The sequence below is a fragment of the Pseudomonas sp. Irchel 3E13 genome (genome assembly GCF_900187455.1).
Lineage (GTDB): Bacteria > Pseudomonadota > Gammaproteobacteria > Pseudomonadales > Pseudomonadaceae > Aquipseudomonas.
Genome location: NZ_FYDX01000006.1, coordinates 121,408 through 146,923, shown reverse-complemented (window position 1 = coordinate 146,923; position 25,516 = coordinate 121,408). Strand labels below are relative to the sequence as shown.

Genomic DNA, 25,516 nt, shown 5'->3' with positions numbered 1-25,516 from the left:
CAATAATGCCCACGCGCCGGATCAGCGCGACTCCGGTGCCGGTGGCAGGGTGAAGCCCGAAACCGAGCGACGCATTTCGCTGGCCATCCGCGCCAGGTTGCCGATGCTTTCGGCGGTGGCGGTCGAGCCGGACGAGGTCTGCGAGGTGATCTGCTGGATGATCGCCATGGTGTGGGAGATCTGTCCGGCCGAGGAGGTCTGCAACTGCGCCGCGTCGGAAATGCTGTGGATCAGCTCGGCGAGGGTCTGCGACACGCCTTCGATCTCGGCCAGGGCCACGCCGGCATCCTGTGCCAGGCGCGCGCCGCGCACCACCTCGGCGGTAGTCTGCTCCATGGAGATGACCGCTTCGTTGGTATCGACCTGGATCGCCCGCACCAGCGCCTCAATCTGTCGGGTCGCCGACGATGAGCGCTCGGCCAGCCGCTGCACTTCGTCGGCCACCACGGCAAACCCGCGCCCGGCCTCACCGGCCATGGACGCCTGGATCGCCGCGTTGAGGGCGAGGATGTTGGTCTGGTCGGCAATGTCGTCGATCAGGTTGACGATGTCGCCGATTTCCTGGGAAGACTCGCCAAGACGCTTGATCCGCTTGGCGGTGTCCTGGATCTGCTCGCGAATGTTGTCCATGCCGTGGATGGTGTTGTGCACCACCTCGTTGCCCTTGTTGGCAATGGCAACCGAGCGCTCGGCCACCTTGGCCGACTCGTAGGCATGCCCGGACACCCGGTCGATGGATTCGGCCATGTCGCCCACCGCCATCGACGCATCGGCGATCTGCTGCGCCTGGTGTTCGGAGGCCTTGGCGAGCTGGTGCGCGGTGGTCTGGGTGTCTTCGACGGCGCTGGCGACTTCCTCGGCGCTGAGGTTGATGGTCGCCACCAGGTCGCGAAGCTGGTCGATGGAATAGTTGATCGAGTCGGCAATGGCGCCGGTGAAGTCCTCGGTGACAGAGGCGGTGACGGTCAGGTCGCCATCGGCGAGGTCTTCGATTTCGTCCAGCAGGCGCATGATCGCCTGCTGGTTGCGTTCGTTCTTCTCGGCGGTTTCGGTCAACTGGCGGTTGGTCTCGCGGACCATCACCGAGCCGATCAGGATGATCGAGGCCAGCGCCAGCAAGCCCAGCACGTAGCCGCCAACGGTATCCAGGGTGCGCCCGCCAGCGAGGTTTTCGAAACCGCTGGCCAGGCGCGAGGCTTCGTCCAGCAGGGTCTGCGAGAGACTGAAGATATTGCCGGCGGCTTCCCGCACGCGGAACAGCTCCGGCGAGGTTTCGAGGATTTCGTCCACCGAGCCCGCGACAAACTGGAACAGCTCGGCGATTTCACCGAGGCGGGCGCGGGCGTCGGGGTCTTCGACACGGGTGATCTGGATGGTCGAGTTGCCGCCGAGCATGCCTTCCAGCACCTGGCCGAAGCGGTTGGCGTCGCGGCCAAAGGCATCGGCGGCCTGCACCGAGGTTTCGTCGCCGGCCAGTACGGTGTTGACCGAACCCAGGATGCGCTCGGCCAGCAGCGCCTGACGCTGGGCCACCGCCACCTGATTGGCCGGCGCGCCACTCTGCAAGAGGATTTCCACGACCTTCTCGTACTCGACCTGCAACTGCGGCACGGTTTCGGCCAGGGTCGCGGCGACCTGATGCAGGGAAAGCACGGTCTGCTCGCTGGCGAGGATGGTGTCGGTGTATTTGCGCAGGTTTTCCCAGTCGCGCTGCACCGCGTCCATCTCGGCACGCACCGCCGGCGGCGCCGACGGCAGGCCGGTGCTCGAATCGCCCTTCTTCAGGTAGCCCCAGCGCTGTTCGAAGTCATTGCGCGCCTCGCTCAGCAGGCGGAAGGCCACGGTCTTGCCGGCCGCAGCCTCGGTGGCGTTCTTGGCGATGCGCTGGGACAGCACCCGCAGTTCGCCGGCGTGACCGATGTACTGCTTGTCGTGGTTGGCCTGGGTGTTGAGGTAGGCGAAGTTGGCGAACAGCAGGATGATCGACAGGATCAGCACGACGAACAGTGCGGCGATCTGTGCGCTGCTGCGAGAGCCTTTGACTGCGCTGGCGGGTCTGAATTGGGTCACGGGTCTGGCATTCCTTTACAGCGCGACATCGAGAAAACCGGGCGCCTGGGCCAGGGCGAACGGGCTGAAAATCCCCCAGCAGTGCTCACGCTGGAAATGCCCCTGGACGAACGGCGCGGCGCCGGTCAACAGCGGCGAGGGTGGCGACAGCTCCAGGCTGTTGAGGGCGAAATGCTGCAGGCCGAGCACTTCGTCGACCAGCAGGCCAGTGAACAGCTCTTCATGGTCCAGCACCAGCACCCGGCGCTGCTTGCGCGTCACCGCGGGCTCCAGGCCAAGAAAACCGCAGAGGTCAGTCACCGGCAGCAAGCGTCCGCGCAGGTTGGTCACCCCGGCGACCCACGGTTTGACCCCGGGGATGCGGCTCAGGCGGGGCGCCTGCAGCACTTCGGCGACCTCGCCCATCGGCGCAACGAAACAATGCCCGCCAAGACGAAAACCAATCCCGCTCCAGGATTGCAGGCGGGTTTCCTGCAACGGCAGGTCGGCAGCCAGCAGGCGGCAGCGCCGGTCGATGTCCAGCAGCAGCTCGAACGCCGTCAGCGATTCGCCCATGGCCCCGCGGCTCAACCCTTGAGAACGCCGTCGAGCACCTTGATCAGGGCATCTTCATCCACCGGCTTGACCAGATAATCACTGGCGCCCTGGCGCTTGCCCCAGACCTTGTCGGTTTCCTGGTCCTTGGTGGTGACGATGATGATGGGAATGTGTGAGGTTTCCGGGTTCTTGCTCAGTTGCCGGGTGGCCTGAAAACCGTTCACGCCGGGCATGACGATGTCCATCAGCACCGCGTCGGGCTTTTCCTGGACCGCCAGGGCAACGCCATTGGCGCCATTTTCCGCCTTGAGCACCGTGTGCCCGTTTTTTTCGAGCATTTCGGTGAGTTTGTACATTTCAGTCGGCGAGTCATCGACGATCAGAATTCGGGCCATGCTGTTCCCCATGAAAGGAAAAGACGCCAGCGGCCTTGGCCGTGGCGTCAGGGTGCGTGTTGTTCTTCTGCGGCGAAACCGGGCACGTGGGCGCGGATCGCTTCCAGCAGTTCTTCCTTGCTGAACGGTTTGGTGAGGAACTGATCCGAGCCGACGATCCGGCCCCGGGCCTTGTCGAACAGGCCGTCGCGGGACGACAGCATGATCACCGGAATATCCTTGAACGCGCTGTTGTGCTTGACCAGCGCGCAGGTCTGGTAGCCGTCCAGGCGCGGCATCAGCACATCGACGAAGATGATGCCGGGACGGTGGTCGACGATCTTGGCCAGGGCATCGAAACCGTCGATTGCCGTGATGACCTCACACCCTGCTTCACTGAGCAGCATTTCCGCGGTGCGACGAATCGTCTTGGAGTCGTCGATCACCATCACCTTCAATGCCGTGTCGGGCTGAACCATATTCGCTCTACCGTTACCTGATAAGTAGCGCCATGCCGGCCACCTGCCACGCATTTTTAGCACACTCATGGGGTGCATTCCATCGAGCCGGGGCAGGGCCCGGCCTGGCCGCGTTTTTCCCTTGACCGCCAGCCTTGCGAGCGCCACCCTGACGCCACTTTTCATTCGAGCTACCGCGGCCCCGCGCCGCCGAGAGGAAATTCCCCGATGAGCGTTCGCCTCGGCATTGTCATGGACCCCATCGCGTCCATCTCCTACAAGAAGGACAGCTCGCTGGCCATGCTGCTCGCTGCCCAGGAGCGCGGCTGGAGCCTGTTCTACATGGAACAGCAGGATCTCTACCAGAACCAGGGCGTGGCCCGCGGCCGGATGCGCCCGCTGAAGGTCTTCGCCGACCCTGCCCGCTGGTTCGAACTGGACGCCGAGCAAGACGCCCCGCTGAGCGACCTCGACGTGATCCTGATGCGCAAGGATCCGCCGTTCGACATGGAGTTCGTCTACAGCACCTACCTGCTGGAGCAGGCCGAAGCCGCCGGCGTGCTGGTGGTCAACCGTCCGCAGAGCCTGCGCGACTGCAACGAAAAGCTGTTCGCCACGCTGTTCCCGCACTGCACGCCGCCCACCGTGGTCAGCCGCCGTCCGGACATCCTGCGCGAATTCGCGGCCCTGCATGGCGACGTCATCCTCAAGCCGCTGGACGGCATGGGCGGTGCTTCGATCTTCCGCCACCGCGCCGGCGACCCGAACCTCTCGGTCATTCTTGAAACCCTGACCCTGCACGGCACCCAGCAGATCATGGGCCAGGCCTACCTGCCGGCAATCAAGGACGGCGACAAGCGCATCCTGATGATCGACGGCGAACCGGTGCCGTACTGCCTGGCGCGCATCCCGGCCAGCGGCGAAACCCGCGGCAACCTGGCTGCCGGCGGTCGCGGCGAAGCCCGCGAACTGACCGAGCGCGACCGCTGGATCGCCGCCCAGGTCGGCCCGACCCTGCGCGAAAAAGGCCTGCTGTTCGTTGGCCTCGATGTGATCGGCGAGCACCTCACTGAAATCAACGTCACCAGCCCGACCTGCATTCGCGAAATCGACAACGCCTACGGCACCAAGATCGGCGCGCAACTGATGGACGCCATCGATCGCAAGCTCAAGGCACGCTGACCGACGACAAGGGGAAACCGTACGGAGTGGGTTATCATGCCGGTCTTTCACGACCTGGGCACCCTGCTCCGCCGGTTCATCCCGGCTGCTGGACTATCGATGACGCTTCCCGCCGAGCTCCCCGCCGACTTTGCCCCGCCCCGCGTTCGCGCGGCGGACCGCCTGGGTTTTACCCTGTTCGTGGCCGCCCTGCTGCACCTGGCGCTGATCCTCGGGGTGAGTTTCACCTTCGCCAAGCCCGAAGAAATCCGCCGGACCATGGAAATCACCCTGGCGACCTTCAAGAGCGAAGTGGCGCCGAAAAAAGCTGATTTCCTCGCCCAGGAAAACCAGCAGGGCGCCGGCACGCTGGACAAGGCCGAGGTGCCGAAGACCACCGAGGTGGCGCCGTTCCAGGACAGCAAGGTGAACAAGGTCACCCCGCCGCCGGTATCGCGCCAGGAAGATGTCCCGCCGCCGCCGGCCAAGGCCGTGGTCACCACCGTCGCGCCGAAGCCGCAGAAAGTCCAGAACACCCCCAAGGAAGCCAAGCCCCAGCAGGCGCCCAAGGCCACCACCCCGGACTTCGACAGCTCGCAGCTATCCGACCAGATCGCCAGCCTCGAAGCTGAACTGGCCAATGAACAACAGCTCTATGCCAAGCGCCCGCGTATCCACCGCATCAGCGCCGCCTCGACCATGCGCGACAAGGGCGCCTGGTACAAGGACGAGTGGCGCAAGAAGGTCGAGCGCATCGGCAACCTGAATTACCCCGACGAAGCCCGCCGCCAGCAGATCTACGGCAGCCTGCGGCTGATGGTGTCGATCAACCGCGACGGCTCGCTCTACGAGGTGCTGGTGCTGGAGTCGTCCGGCCAGCCGCTGCTGGACCAGGCGGCACAGCGCATCGTCCGCCTGGCGGCGCCTTTTGCGCCGTTCACCGGCGACCTGAACGACATCGACCGGCTGGAAATCATCCGCACCTGGCGCTTCGCCCGTGGCGACCGCCTGTCGAGCAATTAAGGCCGTGGCGCGGCTTGTCAGTCCGACGCCTCGCCGCCACACTACATAGCTATGAAAAACCTCAGCCCGACTTACCTCAAGCACCAGTTCCTGATCGCCATGCCGCACATGGCGGACCCGAATTTCGCGCAGACCCTGACCTACATCGTCGAGCACAACGCCAACGGTGCCATGGGCCTGGTGATCAACCGTCCGCAGGAGCTGACCCTGGCCGATATCCTCGAGCAGTTGCAGCCGGAGGTCGAGCCATCGCCCGCCAGCGCGAACGTGCCGATCTACATCGGCGGCCCGGTCCAGACCGACCGCGGTTTTGTGCTGCACACCAGTGAGAAGTCGTATCAGGCCACCATCGAACTCGACGGCCTGTCGCTGTCCACCTCGCAAGATGTGCTGTTTGCCATCGCCGACGGCAGCGGCCCGCGCCAGAGCCTGATCACCCTCGGCTACGCCGGCTGGGAAGCCGGGCAACTGGAAGCGGAACTGGCCGACAACGCCTGGCTGAATTGCCCGTTCGACCCCGAAATCCTCTTTGGCATCGCCTGCGAGCTGCGCCTCGACGCCGCCGCCGCGCAGCTCGGCATCAACCTGCACCTGCTCACCAGCCAGGCGGGGCACGCCTGATGGCCGAACTTCGTCTGCTGCTGGGTTTCGACTACGGCAGCAAGCAGATCGGCGTCGCCGTCGGCCAGATGATCACCGGCCAGGCCCGCGAACTGTGCACGCTGAAGGCGCAGAACGGCGTGCCGGACTGGAGCCAGATCGAAAAACTGATCAAGGAATGGCAGCCCGACGCCCTGGTGGTCGGCCTGCCGCTGAACATGGACGGCACGCCCAGCGAAATGAGCGCGCGCGCCGAAAAGTTCGCCCGCCGCCTGAACGGCCGCTTCAACCTGCCGGTACACACCCACGACGAACGCCTGACCACCTTCGAGGCCAAGGGCGAGCGCATGGCCCGTGGTGGCCAGCGCGGCAGTTATCGCGACAACCCGGTCGATGCCATCGCCGCCGCCCTGCTGCTGCAAGGCTGGCTGGAGGCCAATCCCGCGCAGTCGTAACGTATCAAGCCGGGCCAGCCCTCTGCCCCGGCCATTTGAGGAGCACGCATGAGCCTACCCAATCCCGCCGAACTGATCCGGCAGATGGCCGTTGACCTTCGCGCCCATCTGAGCCGCCGCAACATCGCCGAACCCCGCTACATCGGTATCCGTACCGGTGGCGTCTGGGTAGCCAAGGCGCTGCTGGACGAGCTGGGCAGCGACGCCGCCCTCGGCACCCTCGATGTTTCGTTCTACCGCGACGACTTCAGCCAGAACGGCCTGCACCCGCAGGTGCGCCCGTCCGAGCTGCCGTTCGAGATCGAAGGCCAGCACCTGGTGCTGGTGGACGACGTGCTGATGAGCGGCCGGACCATCCGCGCCGCCCTCAACGAATTGTTCGACTATGGCCGCCCGGCCAGCGTGACCCTGGTCTGCCTGCTCGACCTGGACGCCGGCGAACTGCCGATCCGGCCGAACGTGGTCGGCGCCACCCTGTCGCTGGCCGCCCATGAACGGGTAAAATTGCTCGGCCCCGCGCCGCTCGTCCTCGAGCGCCAGGACCTCGCTTCCGCTTCCGCCCTTTAAGAGTCCCCCGCGATGACGCCACTCGACGCCAAGCGCCCGCTGCAGCTCAATGACCAGGGCCAGCTACGCCACTTCCTCTCGCTCGACGGCCTGCCCCGCGAGCTGCTCACCGAAATCCTCGACACCGCCGACTCGTTCCTCGAAGTCGGCGCCCGGGCGGTGAAAAAAGTCCCGTTGCTGCGCGGCAAGACCGTCTGCAACGTGTTCTTCGAGAACTCCACCCGCACCCGCACCACCTTCGAACTGGCCGCCCAGCGGTTGTCGGCGGACGTGATCACCCTGAACGTGTCGACCTCCTCGACCAGCAAGGGCGAAACCCTGTTCGACACCCTGCGCAACCTCGAAGCGATGGCCGCCGACATGTTCGTGGTCCGCCACGGCGACTCCGGCGCGGCGCACTTCATCGCCGAGCACGTCTGCCCGGAAGTGGCGATCATCAACGGCGGTGACGGCCGCCACGCCCACCCGACCCAGGGCATGCTCGACATGCTGACCATTCGTCGGCACAAGGGCGGCTTCGAAAACCTGTCGGTGGCCATCGTCGGCGATATCCTGCACTCGCGGGTGGCGCGTTCGAACATGCTCGCGCTGAAGACCCTCGGTTGCCCGGACATCCGCGTGATCGGCCCGAAAACCCTGCTGCCGATCGGTATCGAGCAGTACGGCGTGAAGGTCTACACCAACCTTGAAGAAGGCCTGAAGGACGTCGACGTGGTGATCATGCTGCGCCTGCAGCGTGAGCGCATGGCCGGCGGCCTGCTGCCCAGCGAAGGCGAGTTCTACCGCCTGTTCGGCCTGACCACCGCGCGCCTGGCCGGCGCCAAGCCGGACGCCATCGTCATGCACCCCGGCCCGATCAACCGCGGCGTGGAAATCGAGTCGGCGGTGGCCGACGGCGCCCATTCGGTGATCCTCAACCAGGTTACCTACGGCATCGCCGTCCGCATGGCGGTGCTGTCCATGGCCATGAGCGGGCAGAACGCCCAACGTCAATTCGAGCAGGAGAACGCCCAGTGACCCTCAGTATCCTCGGCGCCCGGGTCATCGACCCCAACAGCGGCCTGGACCAGGTCACCGACCTGCACATCGATGGCGGCAAGGTGGTTGCCATCGGTGCCGCCCCGGCCGGCTTCAGCGCTGCCCGCAGCCTCGACGCCAAGGGCCTGGTCGCCGCGCCTGGCCTGGTCGACCTCAGCGTCTCGCTGCGCGAGCCCGGCTACAGCCGCAAGGGCACCATCGCCAGCGAAACCCGCGCCGCCGCCGCCGGTGGCGTCACCAGCCTGTGCTGCCCGCCGCGCACCAAACCGGTGCTGGACACCTCGGCGGTCGCCGAGCTGATCCTCGACCGCGCCCGCGAAGCCGGCCACGCCAAGGTGTTCCCGATCGGCGCCCTGAGCAAAGGCCTGGAAGGCGAGCAACTGGCCGAACTGGTGGCCCTGCGCGACACCGGTTGCGTCGCCTTCGGCAATGGCCTGGAAAGTTTCCGCAACACCCGCACCCTGTGCCGGGCGCTGGAATATGCGGCCACCTTCGACCTGACCGTGATCTTCCACTCCCAGGACCGCGACCTGGCCCACGGCGGCCTGGCGCACGAAGGCGCGATGGCCAGCTTCCTCGGCCTGCCGGGCATCCCGGAAACCGCCGAGACCGTGGCCCTCGCCCGCGACCTGCTGCTGGTGGAACAAACCGGCGTGCGCGCGCACTTCAGCCAACTGACCAGCGCCCGCGGCGCCCAACTGATCGCCCAGGCCCAGGCCCGCGGTCTGCCGGTGACCGCCGATGTCGCCCTGTACCAGTTGATCCTCACCGACGAAGCGCTGGTGGACTTCTCCAGCCTGTACCACGTGCAACCGCCGCTGCGCACCCGCGCCGACCGCGACGGCCTGCGCGAAGCGGTGAAGTCCGGGGTGATCCAGGCGATTTCCAGCCATCACCAGCCCCATGAGCGCGACGCCAAGCTGGCGCCGTTCGGCGCCACCGAACCGGGCATCAGCAGCGTCGAACTGCTGCTGCCGCTGGCCATGACCCTGGTGGAAGACGGCCTGCTCGACCTGCCGACCTTGCTCCAGCGTCTGTCCGCTGGTCCTGCCGCAGCGCTGCGCCTGCCGGCGGGCGAACTGCGCGTCGGCGCGGCTGCGGACCTGGTGCTGTTCGACCCGCAAGCCTCCACCGTGGCGGGCGAGCAATGGCGCTCCAAAGGCGACAACTGCCCGTTCATCGGCCACTGCCTGCCGGGCGCGGTGCGCTTCACCGTGGTGGATGGGCATATCAGCCACGAAGGCTGATTGCCCCCTCCCCCCCCCCTGTAGGAGCGAGCTTGCTCGCGATGGCGTCAGCGTGCCGGCATCTTTGCCAGCGCGAACGCTATCGCGAGCAAGCTCGCTCCTACGGGGTTTGTGCGAAGCACGAAGTGCGACCAAGGTCCAACCGCCCGTCTCCCACGGTTGAAATATTTCCCCCCACCCCCATATGAGTCTGCACAGGCATTTTCGCCCCGCTGCGTGGAGACTCTCCCTTGACCACCATCGTTTCAGTTCGTCGCCACGGCAAAGTCGTCATGGGCGGCGACGGCCAGGTTTCCCTCGGCAACACCGTGATGAAAGGCAACGCCAAGAAGGTGCGCCGCCTGTACCACGGCCAGGTCATCGCCGGTTTCGCCGGCGCCACCGCCGACGCCTTCACCCTGTTCGAACGCTTCGAAGGCCAACTGGAAAAACACCAGGGTCACCTGATTCGCGCCGCCGTCGAGCTGGCCAAGGAATGGCGTACCGACCGTTCCCTGAGCCGCCTGGAAGCCATGCTCGCGGTCGCCAACAAGGACGCCTCGTTGATCATCACCGGCAACGGTGACGTGGTCGAACCCGAGGACGGCCTGATCGCCATGGGCTCCGGTGGCGGCTTCGCCCAGGCCGCGGCCCGCGCCCTGCTGAACAAGACCGATCTGTCGGCCCGGGAAATCACCGAGACCGCCCTGAATATCGCCGGTGACATCTGCGTGTTCACCAACCACAACCTGACCATCGAGGAGCAGGACCTGGCCGAGTAATCAGTTGTTCTGGCGCCCGGTGACGACCACCGGGCTTTTCCACGCTGATTTCACCGCCAAGGGACGACCACTACCATGTCCATGACCCCCCGCGAGATCGTTCACGAACTCAACCGCCACATCATCGGCCAGGGCGACGCCAAGCGCGCCGTCGCCATCGCCCTGCGCAACCGCTGGCGGCGCATGCAACTGCCCGCCGAACTGCGCGTCGAAGTGACCCCGAAAAACATCCTGATGATCGGCCCGACCGGCGTCGGCAAGACCGAAATCGCCCGTCGCCTGGCCAAGCTGGCCAATGCGCCGTTCATCAAGGTCGAAGCGACCAAGTTCACCGAAGTCGGCTATGTCGGCCGCGACGTCGAGTCGATCATCCGTGACCTCGCCGATGCCGCGATCAAGATGCTCCGCGAGCAGGAAATCATTCGCGTGCGCCACCGCGCCGAAGACGCCGCCGAAGACCGTATCCTCGACGCCCTGCTGCCTCCGGCCCGTGCCGGCTTCAACGATGATCCGGCGCCAGCCGATTCGAACACCCGCCAGTTGTTCCGCAAGCGCCTGCGCGAAGGCCAGCTGGACGACAAGGAAATCGAGATCGAAGTTGCCGAGTCCGCTGGCGTCGATATTTCCGCCCCACCGGGCATGGAAGAGATGACCAACCAGTTGCAGAGCCTGTTCGCCAACATGGGCAAGGGCAAGCGCAAGAACCGCAAGCTCAAGGTCAAGGAAGCGCTCAAGCTGGTGCGTGACGAAGAAGCCGGGCGCCTGGTCAACGAGGAAGAACTCAAGGCCAAGGCTCTCGAAGCGGTCGAGCAGCACGGCATCGTGTTCATCGACGAAATCGACAAGGTGGCCAAGCGCGGCAACGTCGGCGGCGCCGATGTGTCCCGCGAAGGCGTGCAGCGCGACCTGCTGCCGCTGATCGAGGGCTGCACCGTCAACACCAAGCTGGGCATGGTCAAGACCGACCACATCCTGTTCATCGCTTCCGGCGCTTTCCACCTGAGCAAGCCGAGCGATCTGGTGCCCGAGTTGCAAGGCCGTCTGCCGATCCGCGTCGAACTCAAGGCGCTGACCCCGGAAGACTTCGAGCGCATCCTCAGCGAACCGCACGCCTCGCTCACCGAGCAGTACCGCGAGTTGCTGAAGACCGAAGGCCTGAACATCGAGTTCGCCGCCGAAGGCATCAAGCGCCTGGCCGAGATCGCCTGGCAGGTCAACGAGAAGACCGAGAACATCGGTGCCCGTCGCCTGCACACCCTGCTTGAGCGTCTGCTCGAAGAGGTGTCGTTCAGCGCCGGCGACCTGGCCAGCGCCCACAGCGAAGCGCCGATCCGCATCGACGCCGAGTACGTCAACAGCCACCTCGGCGAGCTGGCGCAGAACGAAGACCTGTCGCGCTACATCCTCTAAGGGCCGTCGCGCGTTTCAAGCCTCAAGCTGCAAGCTGGACGTGATCCGCTTGCAGCTTGTAGCTTGGGGCTTATAGCCAAGGAGCTCTCATGTCCCGCCTGCCTACCGCCATCAACCTTCGCAAAGCCTCGAAGACCCTGTCCCTGACCTACGGTCCCGATGAGGTCTACAACCTGCCCGCCGAATTCCTGCGGGTGCATTCCCCCTCCGCCGAGGTCCAGGGCCACGGCAATCCCATCCTGCAATTTGGCAAGATCAACGTTGGCCTGAGCAAGGTCGAACCGGCCGGTCAGTACGCACTGAAACTGAGCTTCGACGACGGCCATGACAGCGGCCTGTTCACCTGGGAATACCTAGAACAGCTCTGCCTGCGCCAGGAAGAACTCTGGTCCGACTACCTGCAGGAACTCGCCGAAGCCGGCAAATCCCGCGACCCCTCCGAATCTGCCATCAAGCTGATGCTCTAGTCCGGCACTCTCCTGTTTTAGAGCGCATTTTCTAATTCGATCTGCTTGAATGCCTCTGGCACCGGCCAGCGACTGGCCGGCTTGCGCATAACTGGAAAGTCGGGTAACCAATGGATCTGGCAGGTTCTCTGCATCGGCAACAGGGCAGGGAACGGGCTGGTATGTAGAGGTCGCGAGCGAAAGCAGGCAGTCTTCTCACGCAGAAAAACCCGCACGGCTCATCGTCGCTCACATCCGGCCGCAAGACCGCAATTCGTTATCACTGGTCACCCGAGCAGCAGTACCGGGGCTTCGTCTGTGTAACGCCAACAGCCGAGCCGGTACTCGTCTCAGGACAACGGAGCGTCGTAGATGAGTAACAAGAATAACGATGACCTGCAGCGCCAAGCCTCGGAGAACACCCTGGGTCTGAACCCGGTCATAGGCTTGCGCCGCAAGGATTTGCTGACTTCTGCTCGGATGGTGCTTCGCCAGGCCATCCGGCAACCGCTGCACAGTGCCAAGCACGTCGCGCACTTCGGCATGGAGCTGAAGGACGTGATCTTCGGCAAGTCCAGCCTGCAGCCCGAAGGCGACGACCGTCGCTTCAACGATCCGGCCTGGAGCCAGAACCCGCTGTACCGCCGCTACCTGCAGACCTACCTGGCCTGGCGCAAGGAACTGCACGACTGGATCGGCGACAGCAACCTTTCACCCACCGACATCAGCCGCGCCCACTTCGTCATCAACCTGATGACCGAAGCCATGGCGCCGACCAACAGCGCGGCCAACCCGGCAGCGGTCAAACGCTTCTTCGAAACCGGCGGCAAGAGCCTGCTCGACGGCCTCTCCAACCTGGCCAAGGACATGGTGCACAACGGCGGCATGCCCAGCCAGGTGAACATGGACGCCTTCGAGGTCGGCAAGAACCTCGGCACCAGTGAAGGCTCGGTGGTCTACCGCAATGACGTGCTGGAACTGATCCAGTACAGCCCGATCACCGAACAGGTGCACGAGAAGCCGCTGCTGGTGGTGCCGCCACAAATCAACAAGTTCTACGTCTTCGACCTCAGCCCGGAAAAGAGCCTGGCGCGCTTCTGCCTGCGCTCCACCGTGCAGACCTTCATCGTCAGTTGGCGCAACCCGACCAAGGCCCAGCGTGAGTGGGGCCTGTCCACCTACATCGACGCGCTAAAAGAAGCCGTGGATGTGGTGCTGGCGATCACCGGCAGCAAAGATCTGAACATGCTCGGCGCCTGCTCCGGCGGCATCACCTGCACCGCGCTGGTCGGCCATTACGCCGCGCTGGGCGAGAAGAAGGTCAACGCCATGACCTTGCTGGTGAGCGTGCTCGACACCACCCTCGACACCCAGGTCGCGCTGTTCGTCGACGAACAGACCCTCGAAGCGGCCAAGCGCCATTCCTACCAGGCCGGCGTGCTGGAAGGCCGCGACATGGCCAAGGTGTTCGCCTGGATGAGGCCCAATGACCTGATCTGGAACTACTGGGTCAACAACTACCTGCTGGGCAACGAGCCGCCGGTGTTCGACATCCTGTTCTGGAACAACGACACCACGCGCCTGCCGGCCGCCTTCCACGGCGACCTGATCGAGATGTTCAAGAACAACCCGCTGGTGCGCGCCGACGCCCTGGAAGTCTGCGGCACGCCGATCGACCTCAAACAGGTCACCACCGACATCTTCTGCGTGGCCGGCACCAACGACCACATCACCCCGTGGAAGTCCTGCTACAAGTCGGCGCAACTGTTCGGCGGCAACGTCGAGTTCCTGCTGTCCAACAGCGGGCACATCCAGAGCATCCTCAACCCGCCGGGCAACCCCAAGGCGCGCTACATGACCAGCAGCGAGATGCCGGCCGAGGCCGACCACTGGCAGGAAAACTCCAGCAAGCACACCGACTCCTGGTGGCTGTACTGGCAGACCTGGCTGGCCGAGCGCTCCGGCGAACTGAAGAAGTCGCCGACCACTCTCGGTAACAAAGCCTACCCGGCAGGCGAAGCAGCGCCGGGCACCTATGTTCACGAACGTTGAAATCTGTCGCGCCGCCCGCCTCGTGCGGGCGGCGCTTTACCGCTAACAGGGCCCGCGCATGCCGCAACCGTACATCTTCCGAACCGTCGACCTGGATGGCCAGACCATCCGCACCGCGGTTCGCCCCGGCAAGCCGCACTTGACGCCCTTGCTGGTGTTCAATGGCATCGGCGCCAACCTGGAACTGGTGTTTCCGTTCATCCAGGCGCTGGATCCCGATCTTGAAGTCATCGCCTTCGATGTCCCCGGCGTGGGCGGTTCGTCGACGCCGCGCCATCCCTACCGTTTTCCCGGCCTGGCCAAACTGACCGCACGCATGCTCGATTACCTGGACTACGGCCAGGTCAATGTCATCGGCGTGTCCTGGGGCGGCGCCCTGGCCCAGCAGTTCGCTCACGATTACCCCGAGCGCTGCAAGAAACTGGTGCTGGCGGCCACCGCCGCCGGTGCGGTGATGGTCCCGGGCAAGCCGAAGGTGTTGTGGTTGATGGCCAGCCCGCGACGCTACGTGCAGCCTTCCCACGTGATCCGCATCGCCCCGGAAATCTACGGTGGCGCCTTCCGGCGTGACCCTGACCTGGCGCTGTCCCACGCGTCCAAGGTGCGTTCCTCGGGCAAGCTCGGCTATTACTGGCAACTGTTCGCCGGCCTCGGCTGGACCAGCGTCCACTGGCTGCACAAGATCCAGCAGCCGACCCTGGTGCTGGCCGGCGACGACGACCCGCTGATTCCGTTGATCAATATGCGCCTGCTGGCTTGGCGAATCCCCAATGCCCAGCTACACATAATCGACGATGGTCATTTATTCCTGATTACTCGTGCCGAGGCTGTGGCGCCGATCATCATGAAGTTCCTGCAGCAGGAGCGCCAACGCGCCGTCATGCACCCTCGGCCCGCCCCGAGCGCCTGAACCGCCCCTCATCGCTTGCACCTTTGGCAGGAGCGCCGAAGCATGCAAGTGCGCTGGTCGAGGTGGGGGCCGCTCGTTACTTAGGTTCAGTTCTTGATGGCTCGACGACGGAGTGTTGCCGGATGAAAGACAAACCCGTGAATGCGGTGGCGCCAACCCCCGCCGCCTATATCAACGTGCAGAGTGCGATCACCGGCTTGCGCGGCCGCGATCTGCTCTCGACCCTGCGCAACGTCAGCCGCCATGGGTTGCGTCACCCGATCCACACCGCCAGCCATTTGCTGGCGCTGGGCGGCCAGTTGGGCCGGGTGCTGCTGGGCGATACCCCGCACCAGCCCAACCCCCGCGACACCCGCTTCAGCGATCCGGCCTGGGACCATAACCCGTTCTACCGACGCGGCCTGCAGGCCTACCTGAGCTGGCAGAAACAGACCCGCCTGTGGATCGACGAAAGCCAGTTGAACGAGGACGACCGCGCCCGCGCGCATTTCCTGTTCTCGCTGCTCAACGACGCCGTGTCGCCGAGCAACACCCTGCTCAATCCACTGGCGATCAAGGAGCTGTTCAATTCCGGCGGGCTGAGCCTGGTACGCGGCGTTAGCCACCTGCTCGACGACCTGCGCCACAACAACGGCATGCCGCGCCAGGTCGCCCGGGATGCCTTCGAGGTGGGCCGCAACCTCGCCGTCACCCCCGGCGCGGTGGTGTTTCGCAACGAGCTGCTGGAACTGATCCAGTACAGCCCGATGAGCGAAAAACAGTACGCCCGGCCCATGCTGGTGGTGCCGCCGCAGATCAACAAGTTCTACATCTTCGACCTGAGCCCGGCCAACAGCTTCATCCAGTACATGCTCAAGAACGGCCTGCAGACCTTCGCCGTCAGTTGGCGCAACCCCGATCCGCGGCATCGCGAATGGGGCCTGTCGAGTTATGTGGCCGCGGTCGAGGAAGCCATGAACGTCTGCCGTTCGATTACCGGCAGCCGCGACGTCAACCTGATGGGCGCCTGTGCCGGCGGCCTGACCATGGCCGCGCTGCAGGGCCATCTGCAAGCCAAGCGGCAACTGCGCCGGGTGCACAGCGCGACTTACCTGGTCAGCCTGCTCGACAGCCAGTTGGACAGCCCGGCCAGCCTGTTCGCCGACGAGCAAACCCTCGAAGCGGCCAAACGCCGCTCCTATCAGCAGGGCGTGCTCGACGGTGGCGAGATGAGCCGGGTGTTCGCGTGGATGCGGCCCAACGACCTGATCTGGAACTACTTCGTCAACAACTACCTGCTCGGCAAGGCGCCAGCGCCGTTCGACATCCTCTACTGGAACAACGACAGCGCCCGCCTGCCGGCGGCCCTGCATGGCGACCTGCTGGACTTCTTCAAGTACAACCCGCTGACCCGCCCGGCCGGGCTGGAAGTCTGCGGCACGCCGATCGACCTGCAGAAGATCACCGTCGACAGCTTCCACGTGGCCGGCAACAACGACCACATCACGCCTTGGGACGCGGTGTACCGCTCGACCCTGCTGCTGGGGGGCGACCGCCGTTTCGTGCTGTCCAACAGCGGACATGTGCAGAGCATCCTCAACCCGCCGGGCAATCCCAAGTCGCACTACGTGCACAACCCGAAACTGAGCAGCGACCCGCGCGCCTGGTACTACGACGCCGAAAAAGCCGACGGCAGTTGGTGGCCGTTGTGGCTGGCGTGGATTCAGGAGCGCTCCGGCGCCCAACGCGAAACCGATGCAACCCTGGGCAGCGCCAGCTACCCGGCCATGGACCCCGCACCCGGCAAATACGTGCTGGTGCGTTGAACACGAGGACTGGATGAAGACCCGCGACCGTATCCTCGAATGCGCCCTGCACCTGTTCAACCGGCAGGGCGAGCCGAACGTCTCGACACTGGAAATCGCCAACGAGCTGGGCATCAGCCCCGGCAACCTGTACTACCACTTCCACGGCAAGGAGCCGCTGGTGCTGGGGTTGTTCGAACGCTTCGCGGAGGAACTGACGCCGCTGCTCGACCCACCGCTCGAAGTGCGCCTGGACGCCGAGGACTACTGGCTGTTCCTGCACCTGATCGTCGAGCGCATGGCGCAGTACCGCTTCCTGTTCCAGGACCTGTCGAACCTGACCGGCCGCCTGCCGAAACTGGCCCGCGACATGCGCAGCCTGCTCAACGCCCTGAAGCGCACCCTCGCCGCGCTGCTGGCCAGCCTCAAGGCGCAGGGCCAGATCACCAGCGACACCCGCGCGCTAGGGCAACTGGTGGAACAGATCACCCTGACGCTGCTGTTCTCGCTGGATTACCAGCGCGTGCTGGCCAAGGATGCGGAAGTGGGGATCGTGGTGTATCAGGTCATGATGCTGGTGGCGCCGCACCTGGAACCGCCGTCACGGCATGCGGCGGAGCAGCTGGCGTTGAGGTATCTGGAGGGGTGAAGTTGGGGGCCTTATCGCTGCATAGATACCTATGCTGATCGCTGGCAAGCCAGTGATGAGGCCCCACAGCACAAAGTAAAACGCCCGGCACTAAGCCGGGCGTTTTGCTTGCAGCCGCCTGTGATCAGGTCTGGCTGGTTTGGGTCGGAGCCGAAGGCGCCGGCGCTGCTGGTGCGGCGCTGGCAGCCGGAGCTGCGTGTGCCACTGGGGCAGCGCTGGCCGCCGGAGCAGCCGGCTTGGCGGCCGGTTTCGGCGCCGCTGCCTTTTTCACCGCTGGCTTTTTCGCCGCAGCAGGCTTGGCTGCTGCCGGCTTGGCCGCGGGTTTCGCCGCAGGTTTGGCAGCCGGTTTTGCCGCCGCAGGTTTTGCGGCAGCGGTCTTGGCTGCTGCAGGCTTGGCCGCTGCAGTCTTGGCAGCCGGCTTGGCCGCAGCGGTTTTCGCCGCAGGCTTGGCAGCCGCTTTCGGTGCAGCCTTGGCCAGCGGTTTGGCCGCAGCCTTGCTCGCGGTCGAGGACTTCGCGGAAATCGGCGTGACCGATGCACCGGTGAGCTTCTCGATCTGCTTGGTCAGCGTGTCGACCTTGCTGTGCAACGCCTTGATCTCATTGCGGCTCGGCACGCCGAGACGCGAGATGGCGCTGTTCAGGCGCTTGTCGAATGCGCCTTCCAGCTCGCTCCATTTTCCCAGCGCACGGTCCTTCGCATCGGTAACGCGCGAGGTCGCGGATTTAGCGCTGTCCTTGGCACCGTCTTTCACCGCGTCAACGCCCTTCTTCGCCTGCTTCTCGGCCTTCTCGCCTTCCTTGACCAGGTCGTCGAACGTCTTGGCGCCTTCCTGGTCGATCTTCGAGTAGATACCCAGACCAGCCAGCCAGATCTTGCGGGAGTACTTCTCGATTCCCCCAATCCAGGAGCTGCCTTCTTTTTCAGTATTTTTCTTGCCAGCCATCCCGCTCTCCTTATTTTTTTGCCGTGACACGTTCGAGCAACGCCGTCAGCTCATCGAGCTTGGCAGAAAGTGCCTCCACGTCATGTTTAGACGGAATGCCGATGCGATTCAAGGCGCTGGCCACCCGTGTGTCGAAAGCCTTTTCGATTTTGTCCAGTTGGACTTCGACTTTGCCCTTCACACTGCGAAGTTCTTGCTTCGCCGAATCGATCTCGCCGTTGGCGGCATCGAGCTCGTGATCGAGGCGTTTCTTGCCACGCTTCTCGACCACTTCACCCGCCTTGATCAGGTCCTTGACGTAGCCGGCGCTCTCCTGGCCCACCCGGGTGTAGGCACCCAGACCGGCCAGCCAGATTTTGCGCGCGTAGCCGCGGACGTCTGTCAGGCTGTTTTGAATATCGTCTTTTTTCTTCAGGATCACTTTGGCCATGCTCTGCACCTCGCACTCGTGACGGAATGGAAGAACTGCCCACGGAATCGGGGGCCTGAGCGTAAAAGTAAGGAGAAAAATTAGAATTCACACCCTAACGGCAGCGGCAAGCTGCAAGTTTCAAGCTGCAAGGGGGCTGTGATGGAGGTGAGGGTGGGGGCCGCAGCCTTTTGTAGCTTGCCGCTCGCGAGCCGTCAGGCGAGCGCCTTGTCGAGGGCGCGTTCGATTTCGGCCTTGATGGTGCCGCCCATCATCGACAGCATCATGCCCAGTTTCAGTTCGACGCGAATGCTGTCGTCGCCGATCTCGACACTGCCGTTGGCACCGCTGCGCTTGACCTCGACCCGGTCGCCTTTCCATTCAGCCTTGAGGTCGTACTGGCTGGACAGTTTTTCCACCAGGGCCTCTGCCTTCTGACGGGCGGCATCGCGGCCGAGGCTGTGTTTACGTTCAACGCTGATCTGGGTCATTCACTTGATCCTGGCTGCAAGGGCATACTCGCGCATTATGCCTACGCCCCGCGCCGCGACACACCCCGCCAAAGACAAATCCAGCCGCACGCCCTAGAATGGCCAGTAATTTTTCCCGGTGAAGCGATATGAACGACCAGCGCAACGGCGACAACGCCGAACCCACCACCCATTTCGGCTACAAGAGCGTGCCCGAAAGCCAGAAGGCCGACAAAGTCGCCGAGGTTTTCCACTCCGTAGCCGCCAAATACGACCTGATGAACGACGTGCTTTCCGTCGGCATGCACCGCCTGTGGAAGCGCTTTGCCATCGAGCTGTCCGGTGTGCGCAGCGGCAATCGGGTGCTGGATATCGCCGGCGGTACCGGTGACCTGACCCGCAAGTTCTCCCATCTGGTCGGCCCCACCGGCCAGGTCGTACTGGCCGACATCAACGCCTCGATGCTCAAGGTCGGCCGTGACCGCCTGCTCGATCTGGGCGTGGCCGGCAACGTCGAGTTCGTCCAGGCCGACGCGGAAAAACTGCCTTTCCCGGACAACCATTTCGACTGCGTGACCATCGCCTTCGGCCTGCGCAACGTCACCCATAAAGAAGATGCCCTGCGCTCGATGCTGCGCGTCCTCAAGCCGGGCGGCCGCCTGCTGGTGCTGGAATTCTCCAAGCCGACCAGCACCTTCATGTCCAAGGTCTACGACGCGTACTCCTTCGCCTTCATGCCGCTGGCCGGCAAGCTGATCACCAACGACTCGGAAAGCTACCGTTACCTGGCCGAATCGATCCGCATGCACCCCGACCAGGAAACCCTCAAGGCCATGATGGTCGACGCCGGCTTCGACCGCGTCACCTACCACAACATGACCAACGGCATCGTCGCCCTGCACCGCGGTATCAAGCCCTGATGCTGCTGGCCGGCCTTCTCGCCAGCGTCGAACACGGCCTCAACCGTGTCCTGCGCCTGGACAGCACCGCATTGCCGCGGTTGGCGCCACTCGATGGCAAAGTCATTGCCATCGACTGCCGCCAGCCCGCCTTGCAGTTGTTCATCCTGCCCAGCGATGAAGGTCTGCTGCTGGCCAGCCAGTGGCTTAACCCGGCCGACTGCACCCTCCGCGCCCCGGCCACCAGCCTGGTGCAACTGGCCCTCAGCCAGGACAAGACCGCCGTGCTGCACAGCCCGCAGGTCGAGCTGGAAGGTGACAGCGCGGTGTTGCTGGATCTGGTTGGCGTGCTGCAGGACCTGGAGCTGGACTGGGAATACGAAGTCTCCCGCTGGCTCGGTCCGGTGGCAACCCAGTTGCTCAGCGGCCACCTGCGCAACAGCGCGAAGTGGACCCGCCAGAGCCTGACCAGCCTGAGCCAGACCGCCTCCGAATACCTGGCCGAAGAATCCCGCACGCTGGTTGGCCAGCGTGAAGCCGAAGCCCGCTTCGGCGAACTCGATACCCTCAAGCTCGACATTGAACGCCTCGAGGCGCGCATCGAGCGCCTTGCCCGATCCCTTGAATCCAGCGATAACGCATGAAGCTGCTTGCCGTCCGCCGTCTGTTGCGCATCCAGCGCGTCGTGATCCGCTACCGTCTCGATGACCTGCTGTTCGACCTGCCCCTGCCCTGGTGGCTGGCCGCCTTGCGGCTGTTCATGCCGTGGCGCTGGCTGCCGCGCAAACAGCTCGACCTGAGCCGTGGCGCGCGCCTGCGCCTGGCGCTGCAGGACCTCGGGCCGATCTTCATCAAGTTCGGCCAGTTGCTCTCCACCCGCCGCGACCTGTTGCCGGCGGACATCGCCGACGAACTGATGCTGTTGCAGGACCGCGTGCCGCCGTTCGATTCGCAGAAAGCCGTGGCGCTGATCGAAGAACAGCTCGGCGCCAAGGTCGGCGAAGTGTTCGCCCGCTTCGACGTCGAACCGCTGGCCTCGGCGTCGGTGGCCCAGGTTCACGCCGCCCGCCTCAAGAGCGGCGAAGAAGTGGTGGTCAAGGTGGTTCGGCCCGGCCTCAAGCCGGTGATCGCCCAGGACCTGGCCTGGCTGTTCCTGATTGCCCGTGGCGCCGAGCGGGTCTCCGCCGACGCCCGCCTGCTGCACCCGGTGGAAGTGGTCAGCGACTACGAAAAGACCATCTACGACGAACTCGACCTGCTCCGCGAGGCGGCCAACGCCAGCCAGCTCAAGCGCAACTTCGAAGGCTCGGAGATGATGTACGTGCCCCAGGTCTACTGGGACTGGTGCCGGCCCAAGGTGCTGGTGATGGAGCGCATCTACGGCATCCAGGTCACCGACCTTGTCACCCTCGCCGACCAGCGCACCGACATGAAGATGCTCGCCGAGCGCGGCGTGGAGATCTTCTTCACCCAGGTGTTCCGCGACAGCTTCTTCCACGCCGACATGCACCCCGGCAACATCTTCGTCAGCACCGTGAAGCCGTGGAGCCCGCAGTACATCGCCATCGACTGCGGCATCGTCGGCAGCCTCACCCCCGAGGACCAGGACTACCTGGCGCGCAACCTGTTCGCCTTCTTCAAGCGCGACTACCGCCGCGTGGCGCAGTTGCATATCGATTCCGGCTGGGTGCCGGCGCAGACCAAACTCAACGAATTCGAGGCGGCGATCCGCACCGTGTGCGAGCCAATCTTCGAGAAGCCGCTCAAGGACATCTCCTTTGGACAGGTGCTGATGCGCCTGTTCCAGACCGCGCGGCGCTTCAACATGGAAGTCCAGCCGCAGCTCGTTCTGTTGCAGAAAACCCTGCTGAACATTGAAGGCTTGGGCCGCCAGCTCTATCCCGACCTGGACCTGTGGAGCACCGCCCAGCCGTTCCTCGAACGCTGGATGCGCGATCGGGTAAGCCCGAAAACCCTGCTGCAGAACCTGCACAGCCAGGTCGAACAGGTGCCGCACCTCGCCAACATGACCCGCGACCTGCTCGAACGCATGTCGCAGCCCCACCTCAACGACCCTCCCGCGCCCTGGAAACAGCACGACCACTGGGCCCTGCGCCTGCTCGGCGCCGGCTTGCTGGCCGGTGGCGCGACCCTTGCCGCCGGTGCCGAGAACCTCGCCGCGACCAGCGCCTGGCCGGCCTGGCTGATGCTGGCGGCGGGCCTTTACCTGGTGGTGCGTCGATAGCCAGCCGGTTGAACGGCTGGCACACTAGCGGGCGGCATCGGCGTGGGGCCGTGGCCTTTTTTGGAGTCGAAGATGAAAGACTGGCTGGACGAGATCAACTGGAACAGCGACGGCCTGGTGCCGGCCATCGCCCAGGACCACAAGACCGGACGCGTGCTGATGATGGCCTGGATGAACCGCGAATCGCTGGCCCTGACCGCCGCCGAGCAGCGCGCCATCTACTGGTCGCGCTCCCGTGGCAAACTGTGGCGCAAGGGCGAGGAGTCCGGCCACGTGCAGAAGCTGCATGAAATGCGCCTGGACTGCGACGCCGACGTGATCATCCTGATGGTCGAGCAACTGGGGCACATCGCCTGCCATACCGGCCGCGAAAGCTGCTTCTATCGCGTCTTCGAGGACGGCCAGTGGAAAACCGTCGATCCGGTCCTCAAAGACCCGCATGCCATCTACAGCGCAGGACACTGACATGAGCGACACCCTGACCCGCCTGGCCGAAGTGCTGGAATCGCGCAAAGGCGCGGCCCCCGACAGCTCCTACGTCGCCAGCCTGCACCACAAGGGCCTGAACAAGATCCTGGAGAAGGTCGGCGAAGAGTCGGTGGAAACCATCATCGCCGCCAAGGACGCCGCCGTCAGCGGTGATTACAGCGATGTCATCTATGAAACCGCCGACCTGTGGTTCCATAGCATGGTCATGCTCTCCGCGTTGGGCCAGCACCCGCAAGCCGTGCTGGACGAGCTGGAGCGCCGTTTCGGACTGTCCGGCCACGACGAAAAGGCGGCCCGCCAGCCATCGGCCTAACTGAATTCATTCGAGGAACTGCACCATGGGTATTTTTGACTGGAAACACTGGATTGTTCTGCTGGTCGTCGTGGTACTGGTATTCGGTACCAAGAAACTGAAGAACTTCGGCGGCGACCTGGGCGAGTCGATCAAGGGCTTTCGCAAGGCCATGAACGAAGAAGACAAGCCCGCCGAGCCGACCGTGCAAACCGCACAACCTGCCCAACCGGTACAACCGCAGGGCACCCCACTGAACCAGCCGCACACCATCGACGGCCAGGCGCAGAAGGTTCAGGACGCTGAACCTGCAAGGAAAGAGTGAACACATGTTCGGGATCAGCTTCAGTGAGTTGCTGCTCGTCGGTCTGGTCGCCCTTGTGGTGCTCGGCCCCGAGCGCCTGCCTGGCGCGGCGCGCACCGCCGGCCTGTGGGTCGGGCGCCTCAAGCGCAGCTTCAACGCGATCAAGCAGGAAGTAGAGCGCGAGATCGGCGCTGACGATATCCGTCGGCAACTGCACAACGAGCACATCCTCTCCCTGGAGCAGGAAGCCCGGCGCATCCTCAACCCGAACAGCGCAACGCCCGATCCGTCCACCACGCCGGGCAGCGAGCCCGTGGCCCCCGCCACCGCCGCCGTAATTTCCGAAGCCCCCGCGGCGCCGACGGCACCCGCCGACGCGCCCCAACCGGCGTCCACCGAACCGACCCAACCGCCGCGAGCCCCATGAGCGAAATTCCGGAACACGACCAGCCCATGCCGCTGGTCTCGCACCTGACCGAACTGCGTACTCGCCTGCTGCGCTGCGTCGCGGCGGTCTTTCTGATCTTCATCGGCCTGTTCTCGTTCGCCCAGCAGATCTACACCCTGGTTTCGGCGCCGCTGCGCGCGCACCTGCCGGCCAACGCGACGATGATCGCCACCGACGTGGCCTCGCCGTTCCTGACGCCGTTCAAGCTGACCATGATCGTTTCGCTGTTCCTGGCGATCCCGTTCATCCTGCACCAGATCTGGGGCTTCATTGCGCCAGGCCTGTACCGCCACGAAAAGCGCATCGCCATTCCGCTGCTGGTGTCCAGCATCTTCCTGTTCTACGCCGGCATGGCCTTCGCCTATTTCCTGGTGTTCCCGCTGATCTTCGGTTTCTTCGCCAGCGCGACCCCCGAAGGCGTGTCGATGATGACCGACATCGCCAGCTATCTCGACTTCGTCATGACACTGTTCTTCGCGTTCGGCGTCGCCTTCGAGATTCCTGTCGCGGTGGTGCTGCTGGTGTGGATCGGCGTGGTCGATGTGCAGTACCTGCGCAAGATCCGTCCGTACGTGATCATCGGCTGCTTCGTGGTCGGCATGATCCTGACCCCGCCAGACATTTTCTCGCAGACCCTGCTGGCCGTACCGATGTGGATGCTGTTTGAAATTGGCGTGCTGTTCGGCGCCTTGATCCGCAAGCGCAGCCAGGAGCACGACACCCGCAGCGACACCCCTGACGACCAGCCGCCAGCGACCCAACAGTGAACGTGCTGCTGCTCGAAGAGGCCGACTTCATCGCGGCCGACCGGGCGGTCCTGAGCGACCGCCGCTTTACCCACATGCAGGAAATCCACCGCGTCGCGGTGGGTGACAGCCTGCGCGTCGGCCGCCTCGGCGGCCTGATGGGCCAGGCCACGGTCGAACGGCTGGAAGGCCATGAGGCGGAACTCTCGCTGAGCTTCGACCAGCCGCCACCGGCCAAGCTGCCGCTGACCCTCGTGCTCGCCCTGCCGCGGCCGAAAATGCTCCGCCGGGTGTTCCAGACCGTCGCCACCATGGGCGTGACGAAGCTGGTGCTGGTCAATAGCTACCGGGTGGAAAAGAGCTTCTGGCAAACCCCCTTCCTCGAACCCGCGGCGATCCGCGAGAACCTCATCCTTGGCCTTGAACAAGCACGGGACACGGTGCTGCCCGAGGTCATTATCGAGAAGCGCTTCAAGCCCTTCGTCGAAGACCGCTTGCCCGCCATCGCCCAGGGCACGCTTGGCCTGGTCGGCCATCCCGGCAACCATCCGCCCTGCCCTCGCGGCGTGGACGAAGCGGTGACCCTGGCGATCGGCCCGGAGGGTGGCTGGATTCCTTACGAGATCGACCTGCTCGGCAAAGCCGGGCTGGCACCGGTGCAACTGGGCGATCGGATTCTCCGGGTGGAAACTGCTGTCACGGCTCTGCTCGCGCGGCTGTTCTAAG

Annotated in this window: 30 protein-coding genes; 23 read left to right on the top strand and 7 right to left on the bottom strand. The window is 64.5% G+C overall.

The window, feature by feature from the left end; all coding sequences use genetic code 11:
* Window positions 1–21: 21 nt before the first annotated feature.
* The 4 genes from CKW37_RS11805 to pilG are packed head-to-tail and all read right to left on the bottom strand — an operon-like array spanning window position 22 to window position 3,460.
* Window positions 22–2,070, bottom strand: a complete 2,049-nt coding sequence (locus CKW37_RS11805) for a methyl-accepting chemotaxis protein (RefSeq protein WP_095155862.1) — start codon at window positions 2,068–2,070, stop codon at window positions 22–24.
* Between the two features lie 15 nt (window positions 2,071–2,085).
* Window positions 2,086–2,625, bottom strand: a complete 540-nt coding sequence (locus CKW37_RS11800) for a chemotaxis protein CheW (RefSeq protein WP_095155861.1) — start codon at window positions 2,623–2,625, stop codon at window positions 2,086–2,088.
* An 11-nt stretch (window positions 2,626–2,636) separates the two neighbouring features.
* A complete protein-coding gene (pilH, locus tag CKW37_RS11795) occupies window positions 2,637–3,002 on the bottom strand; it encodes a twitching motility response regulator PilH (RefSeq protein ID WP_095156110.1) in 366 nt (121 codons plus the stop codon).
* 47 nt (window positions 3,003–3,049) lie between these two features.
* The gene (gene pilG, locus CKW37_RS11790) at window positions 3,050–3,460 is read right to left on the bottom strand and encodes a twitching motility response regulator PilG (protein WP_095155860.1); all 411 of its coding nucleotides are present in this window, start codon (window positions 3,458–3,460) and stop codon (window positions 3,050–3,052) included.
* A gap of 207 nt (window positions 3,461–3,667) precedes the next feature.
* On the opposite strand from pilG, the gene gshB reads away from it, so the two are divergent.
* The 14 genes from gshB (at window position 3,668) to CKW37_RS11720 (ending at window position 17,542) form a co-directional block, all read left to right on the top strand.
* Window positions 3,668–4,621, top strand: a complete 954-nt coding sequence (gene gshB / locus CKW37_RS11785) for a glutathione synthase (protein WP_095155859.1) — start codon at window positions 3,668–3,670, stop codon at window positions 4,619–4,621.
* Window positions 4,622–4,720: 99 nt separating this feature from the next.
* Window positions 4,721–5,623, top strand: coding sequence for an energy transducer TonB (locus tag CKW37_RS11780; protein ID WP_095156109.1), 903 nt, complete (start codon window positions 4,721–4,723; stop codon window positions 5,621–5,623).
* 51 nt (window positions 5,624–5,674) lie between these two features.
* Window positions 5,675–6,244: a YqgE/AlgH family protein gene (locus CKW37_RS11775; protein ID WP_095155858.1), complete on the top strand. Its 570-nt coding sequence runs from the start codon at window positions 5,675–5,677 to the stop codon at window positions 6,242–6,244.
* Window positions 6,244–6,678 (top strand): Holliday junction resolvase RuvX, encoded by a 435-nt coding sequence (gene ruvX / locus CKW37_RS11770; RefSeq protein WP_095155857.1) that lies wholly within the window; start codon window positions 6,244–6,246, stop codon window positions 6,676–6,678. Before CKW37_RS11775 ends, ruvX begins: the two co-directional genes overlap by 1 nt.
* 48 nt (window positions 6,679–6,726) lie before the next feature.
* Window positions 6,727–7,245, top strand: coding sequence for a bifunctional pyr operon transcriptional regulator/uracil phosphoribosyltransferase PyrR (gene pyrR / locus CKW37_RS11765; protein WP_095155856.1), 519 nt, complete (start codon window positions 6,727–6,729; stop codon window positions 7,243–7,245).
* 12 nt (window positions 7,246–7,257) lie between these two features.
* The gene (locus tag CKW37_RS11760) at window positions 7,258–8,262 is read left to right on the top strand and encodes an aspartate carbamoyltransferase catalytic subunit (RefSeq protein WP_095155855.1); all 1,005 of its coding nucleotides are present in this window, start codon (window positions 7,258–7,260) and stop codon (window positions 8,260–8,262) included.
* Window positions 8,259–9,530, top strand: a complete 1,272-nt coding sequence (locus CKW37_RS11755) for a dihydroorotase (protein ID WP_095155854.1) — start codon at window positions 8,259–8,261, stop codon at window positions 9,528–9,530. The genes CKW37_RS11760 and CKW37_RS11755 overlap by 4 nt, the downstream gene beginning before the upstream one ends.
* A gap of 230 nt (window positions 9,531–9,760) precedes the next feature.
* Window positions 9,761–10,291: an ATP-dependent protease subunit HslV gene (hslV, locus tag CKW37_RS11750; RefSeq protein WP_095155853.1), complete on the top strand. Its 531-nt coding sequence runs from the start codon at window positions 9,761–9,763 to the stop codon at window positions 10,289–10,291.
* Between the two features lie 75 nt (window positions 10,292–10,366).
* The gene (gene hslU / locus CKW37_RS11745; protein ID WP_095155852.1) at window positions 10,367–11,701 is read left to right on the top strand and encodes an ATP-dependent protease ATPase subunit HslU; all 1,335 of its coding nucleotides are present in this window, start codon (window positions 10,367–10,369) and stop codon (window positions 11,699–11,701) included.
* Between the two features lie 89 nt (window positions 11,702–11,790).
* Window positions 11,791–12,168, top strand: a complete 378-nt coding sequence (locus CKW37_RS11740; RefSeq protein ID WP_095155851.1) for a gamma-butyrobetaine hydroxylase-like domain-containing protein — start codon at window positions 11,791–11,793, stop codon at window positions 12,166–12,168.
* A gap of 351 nt (window positions 12,169–12,519) precedes the next feature.
* Window positions 12,520–14,199: a class II poly(R)-hydroxyalkanoic acid synthase gene (gene phaC / locus CKW37_RS11735; RefSeq protein WP_095155850.1), complete on the top strand. Its 1,680-nt coding sequence runs from the start codon at window positions 12,520–12,522 to the stop codon at window positions 14,197–14,199.
* 58 nt (window positions 14,200–14,257) lie between these two features.
* The gene (gene phaZ, locus CKW37_RS11730; RefSeq protein ID WP_095155849.1) at window positions 14,258–15,109 is read left to right on the top strand and encodes a poly(3-hydroxyalkanoate) depolymerase; all 852 of its coding nucleotides are present in this window, start codon (window positions 14,258–14,260) and stop codon (window positions 15,107–15,109) included.
* Window positions 15,110–15,231: 122 nt separating this feature from the next.
* Entirely contained in the window at window positions 15,232–16,914 is a 1,683-nt protein-coding gene (gene phaC, locus CKW37_RS11725; protein WP_095155848.1) for a class II poly(R)-hydroxyalkanoic acid synthase, read from the top strand.
* A 13-nt stretch (window positions 16,915–16,927) separates the two neighbouring features.
* Complete coding sequence (locus tag CKW37_RS11720) at window positions 16,928–17,542, top strand: TetR/AcrR family transcriptional regulator (RefSeq protein ID WP_095155847.1); 615 nt, start codon at window positions 16,928–16,930, stop codon at window positions 17,540–17,542.
* Between the two features lie 124 nt (window positions 17,543–17,666).
* Here the strand turns inward: CKW37_RS11720 and CKW37_RS11715 are convergent, their stop codons facing one another.
* The 3 genes from CKW37_RS11715 to CKW37_RS11705 all read right to left on the bottom strand — a co-directional run bounded on the left by CKW37_RS11715 (window position 17,667) and on the right by CKW37_RS11705 (window position 19,388).
* Complete coding sequence (locus CKW37_RS11715) at window positions 17,667–18,488, bottom strand: phasin family protein (protein WP_095155846.1); 822 nt, start codon at window positions 18,486–18,488, stop codon at window positions 17,667–17,669.
* Between the two features lie 10 nt (window positions 18,489–18,498).
* Window positions 18,499–18,918: a phasin family protein gene (locus tag CKW37_RS11710; RefSeq protein ID WP_095156108.1), complete on the bottom strand. Its 420-nt coding sequence runs from the start codon at window positions 18,916–18,918 to the stop codon at window positions 18,499–18,501.
* Between the two features lie 194 nt (window positions 18,919–19,112).
* Complete coding sequence (locus CKW37_RS11705; RefSeq protein ID WP_095155845.1) at window positions 19,113–19,388, bottom strand: polyhydroxyalkanoic acid system family protein; 276 nt, start codon at window positions 19,386–19,388, stop codon at window positions 19,113–19,115.
* 128 nt (window positions 19,389–19,516) lie between these two features.
* Here CKW37_RS11705 and ubiE point away from each other — a divergent pair, with 128 nt between their 5' ends.
* The 9 genes from ubiE to CKW37_RS11660 all read left to right on the top strand — a co-directional run bounded on the left by ubiE (window position 19,517) and on the right by CKW37_RS11660 (window position 25,515).
* Window positions 19,517–20,287 (top strand): bifunctional demethylmenaquinone methyltransferase/2-methoxy-6-polyprenyl-1,4-benzoquinol methylase UbiE, encoded by a 771-nt coding sequence (gene ubiE / locus CKW37_RS11700; protein WP_095155844.1) that lies wholly within the window; start codon window positions 19,517–19,519, stop codon window positions 20,285–20,287.
* Window positions 20,287–20,910, top strand: coding sequence for an SCP2 domain-containing protein (locus CKW37_RS11695; RefSeq protein WP_095155843.1), 624 nt, complete (start codon window positions 20,287–20,289; stop codon window positions 20,908–20,910). Before ubiE ends, CKW37_RS11695 begins: the two co-directional genes overlap by 1 nt.
* Window positions 20,907–22,511, top strand: a complete 1,605-nt coding sequence (ubiB, locus tag CKW37_RS11690) for a ubiquinone biosynthesis regulatory protein kinase UbiB (protein ID WP_095155842.1) — start codon at window positions 20,907–20,909, stop codon at window positions 22,509–22,511. Before CKW37_RS11695 ends, ubiB begins: the two co-directional genes overlap by 4 nt.
* Window positions 22,512–22,583: 72 nt before the next feature.
* Entirely contained in the window at window positions 22,584–22,976 is a 393-nt protein-coding gene (gene hisI, locus CKW37_RS11685; RefSeq protein ID WP_095155841.1) for a phosphoribosyl-AMP cyclohydrolase, read from the top strand.
* 1 nt (window position 22,977) lies between these two features.
* The gene (locus CKW37_RS11680) at window positions 22,978–23,313 is read left to right on the top strand and encodes a phosphoribosyl-ATP diphosphatase (protein ID WP_095155840.1); all 336 of its coding nucleotides are present in this window, start codon (window positions 22,978–22,980) and stop codon (window positions 23,311–23,313) included.
* Between the two features lie 25 nt (window positions 23,314–23,338).
* Window positions 23,339–23,617 (top strand): twin-arginine translocase TatA/TatE family subunit, encoded by a 279-nt coding sequence (locus CKW37_RS11675; RefSeq protein ID WP_095155839.1) that lies wholly within the window; start codon window positions 23,339–23,341, stop codon window positions 23,615–23,617.
* Between the two features lie 4 nt (window positions 23,618–23,621).
* Complete coding sequence (gene tatB / locus CKW37_RS11670) at window positions 23,622–24,023, top strand: Sec-independent protein translocase protein TatB (protein WP_095155838.1); 402 nt, start codon at window positions 23,622–23,624, stop codon at window positions 24,021–24,023.
* The gene (gene tatC, locus CKW37_RS11665) at window positions 24,020–24,811 is read left to right on the top strand and encodes a twin-arginine translocase subunit TatC (RefSeq protein ID WP_095155837.1); all 792 of its coding nucleotides are present in this window, start codon (window positions 24,020–24,022) and stop codon (window positions 24,809–24,811) included. The genes tatB and tatC overlap by 4 nt, the downstream gene beginning before the upstream one ends.
* A complete protein-coding gene (locus CKW37_RS11660; protein ID WP_095155836.1) occupies window positions 24,808–25,515 on the top strand; it encodes a 16S rRNA (uracil(1498)-N(3))-methyltransferase in 708 nt (235 codons plus the stop codon). Before tatC ends, CKW37_RS11660 begins: the two co-directional genes overlap by 4 nt.
* Window position 25,516: the final 1 nt, after the last annotated feature.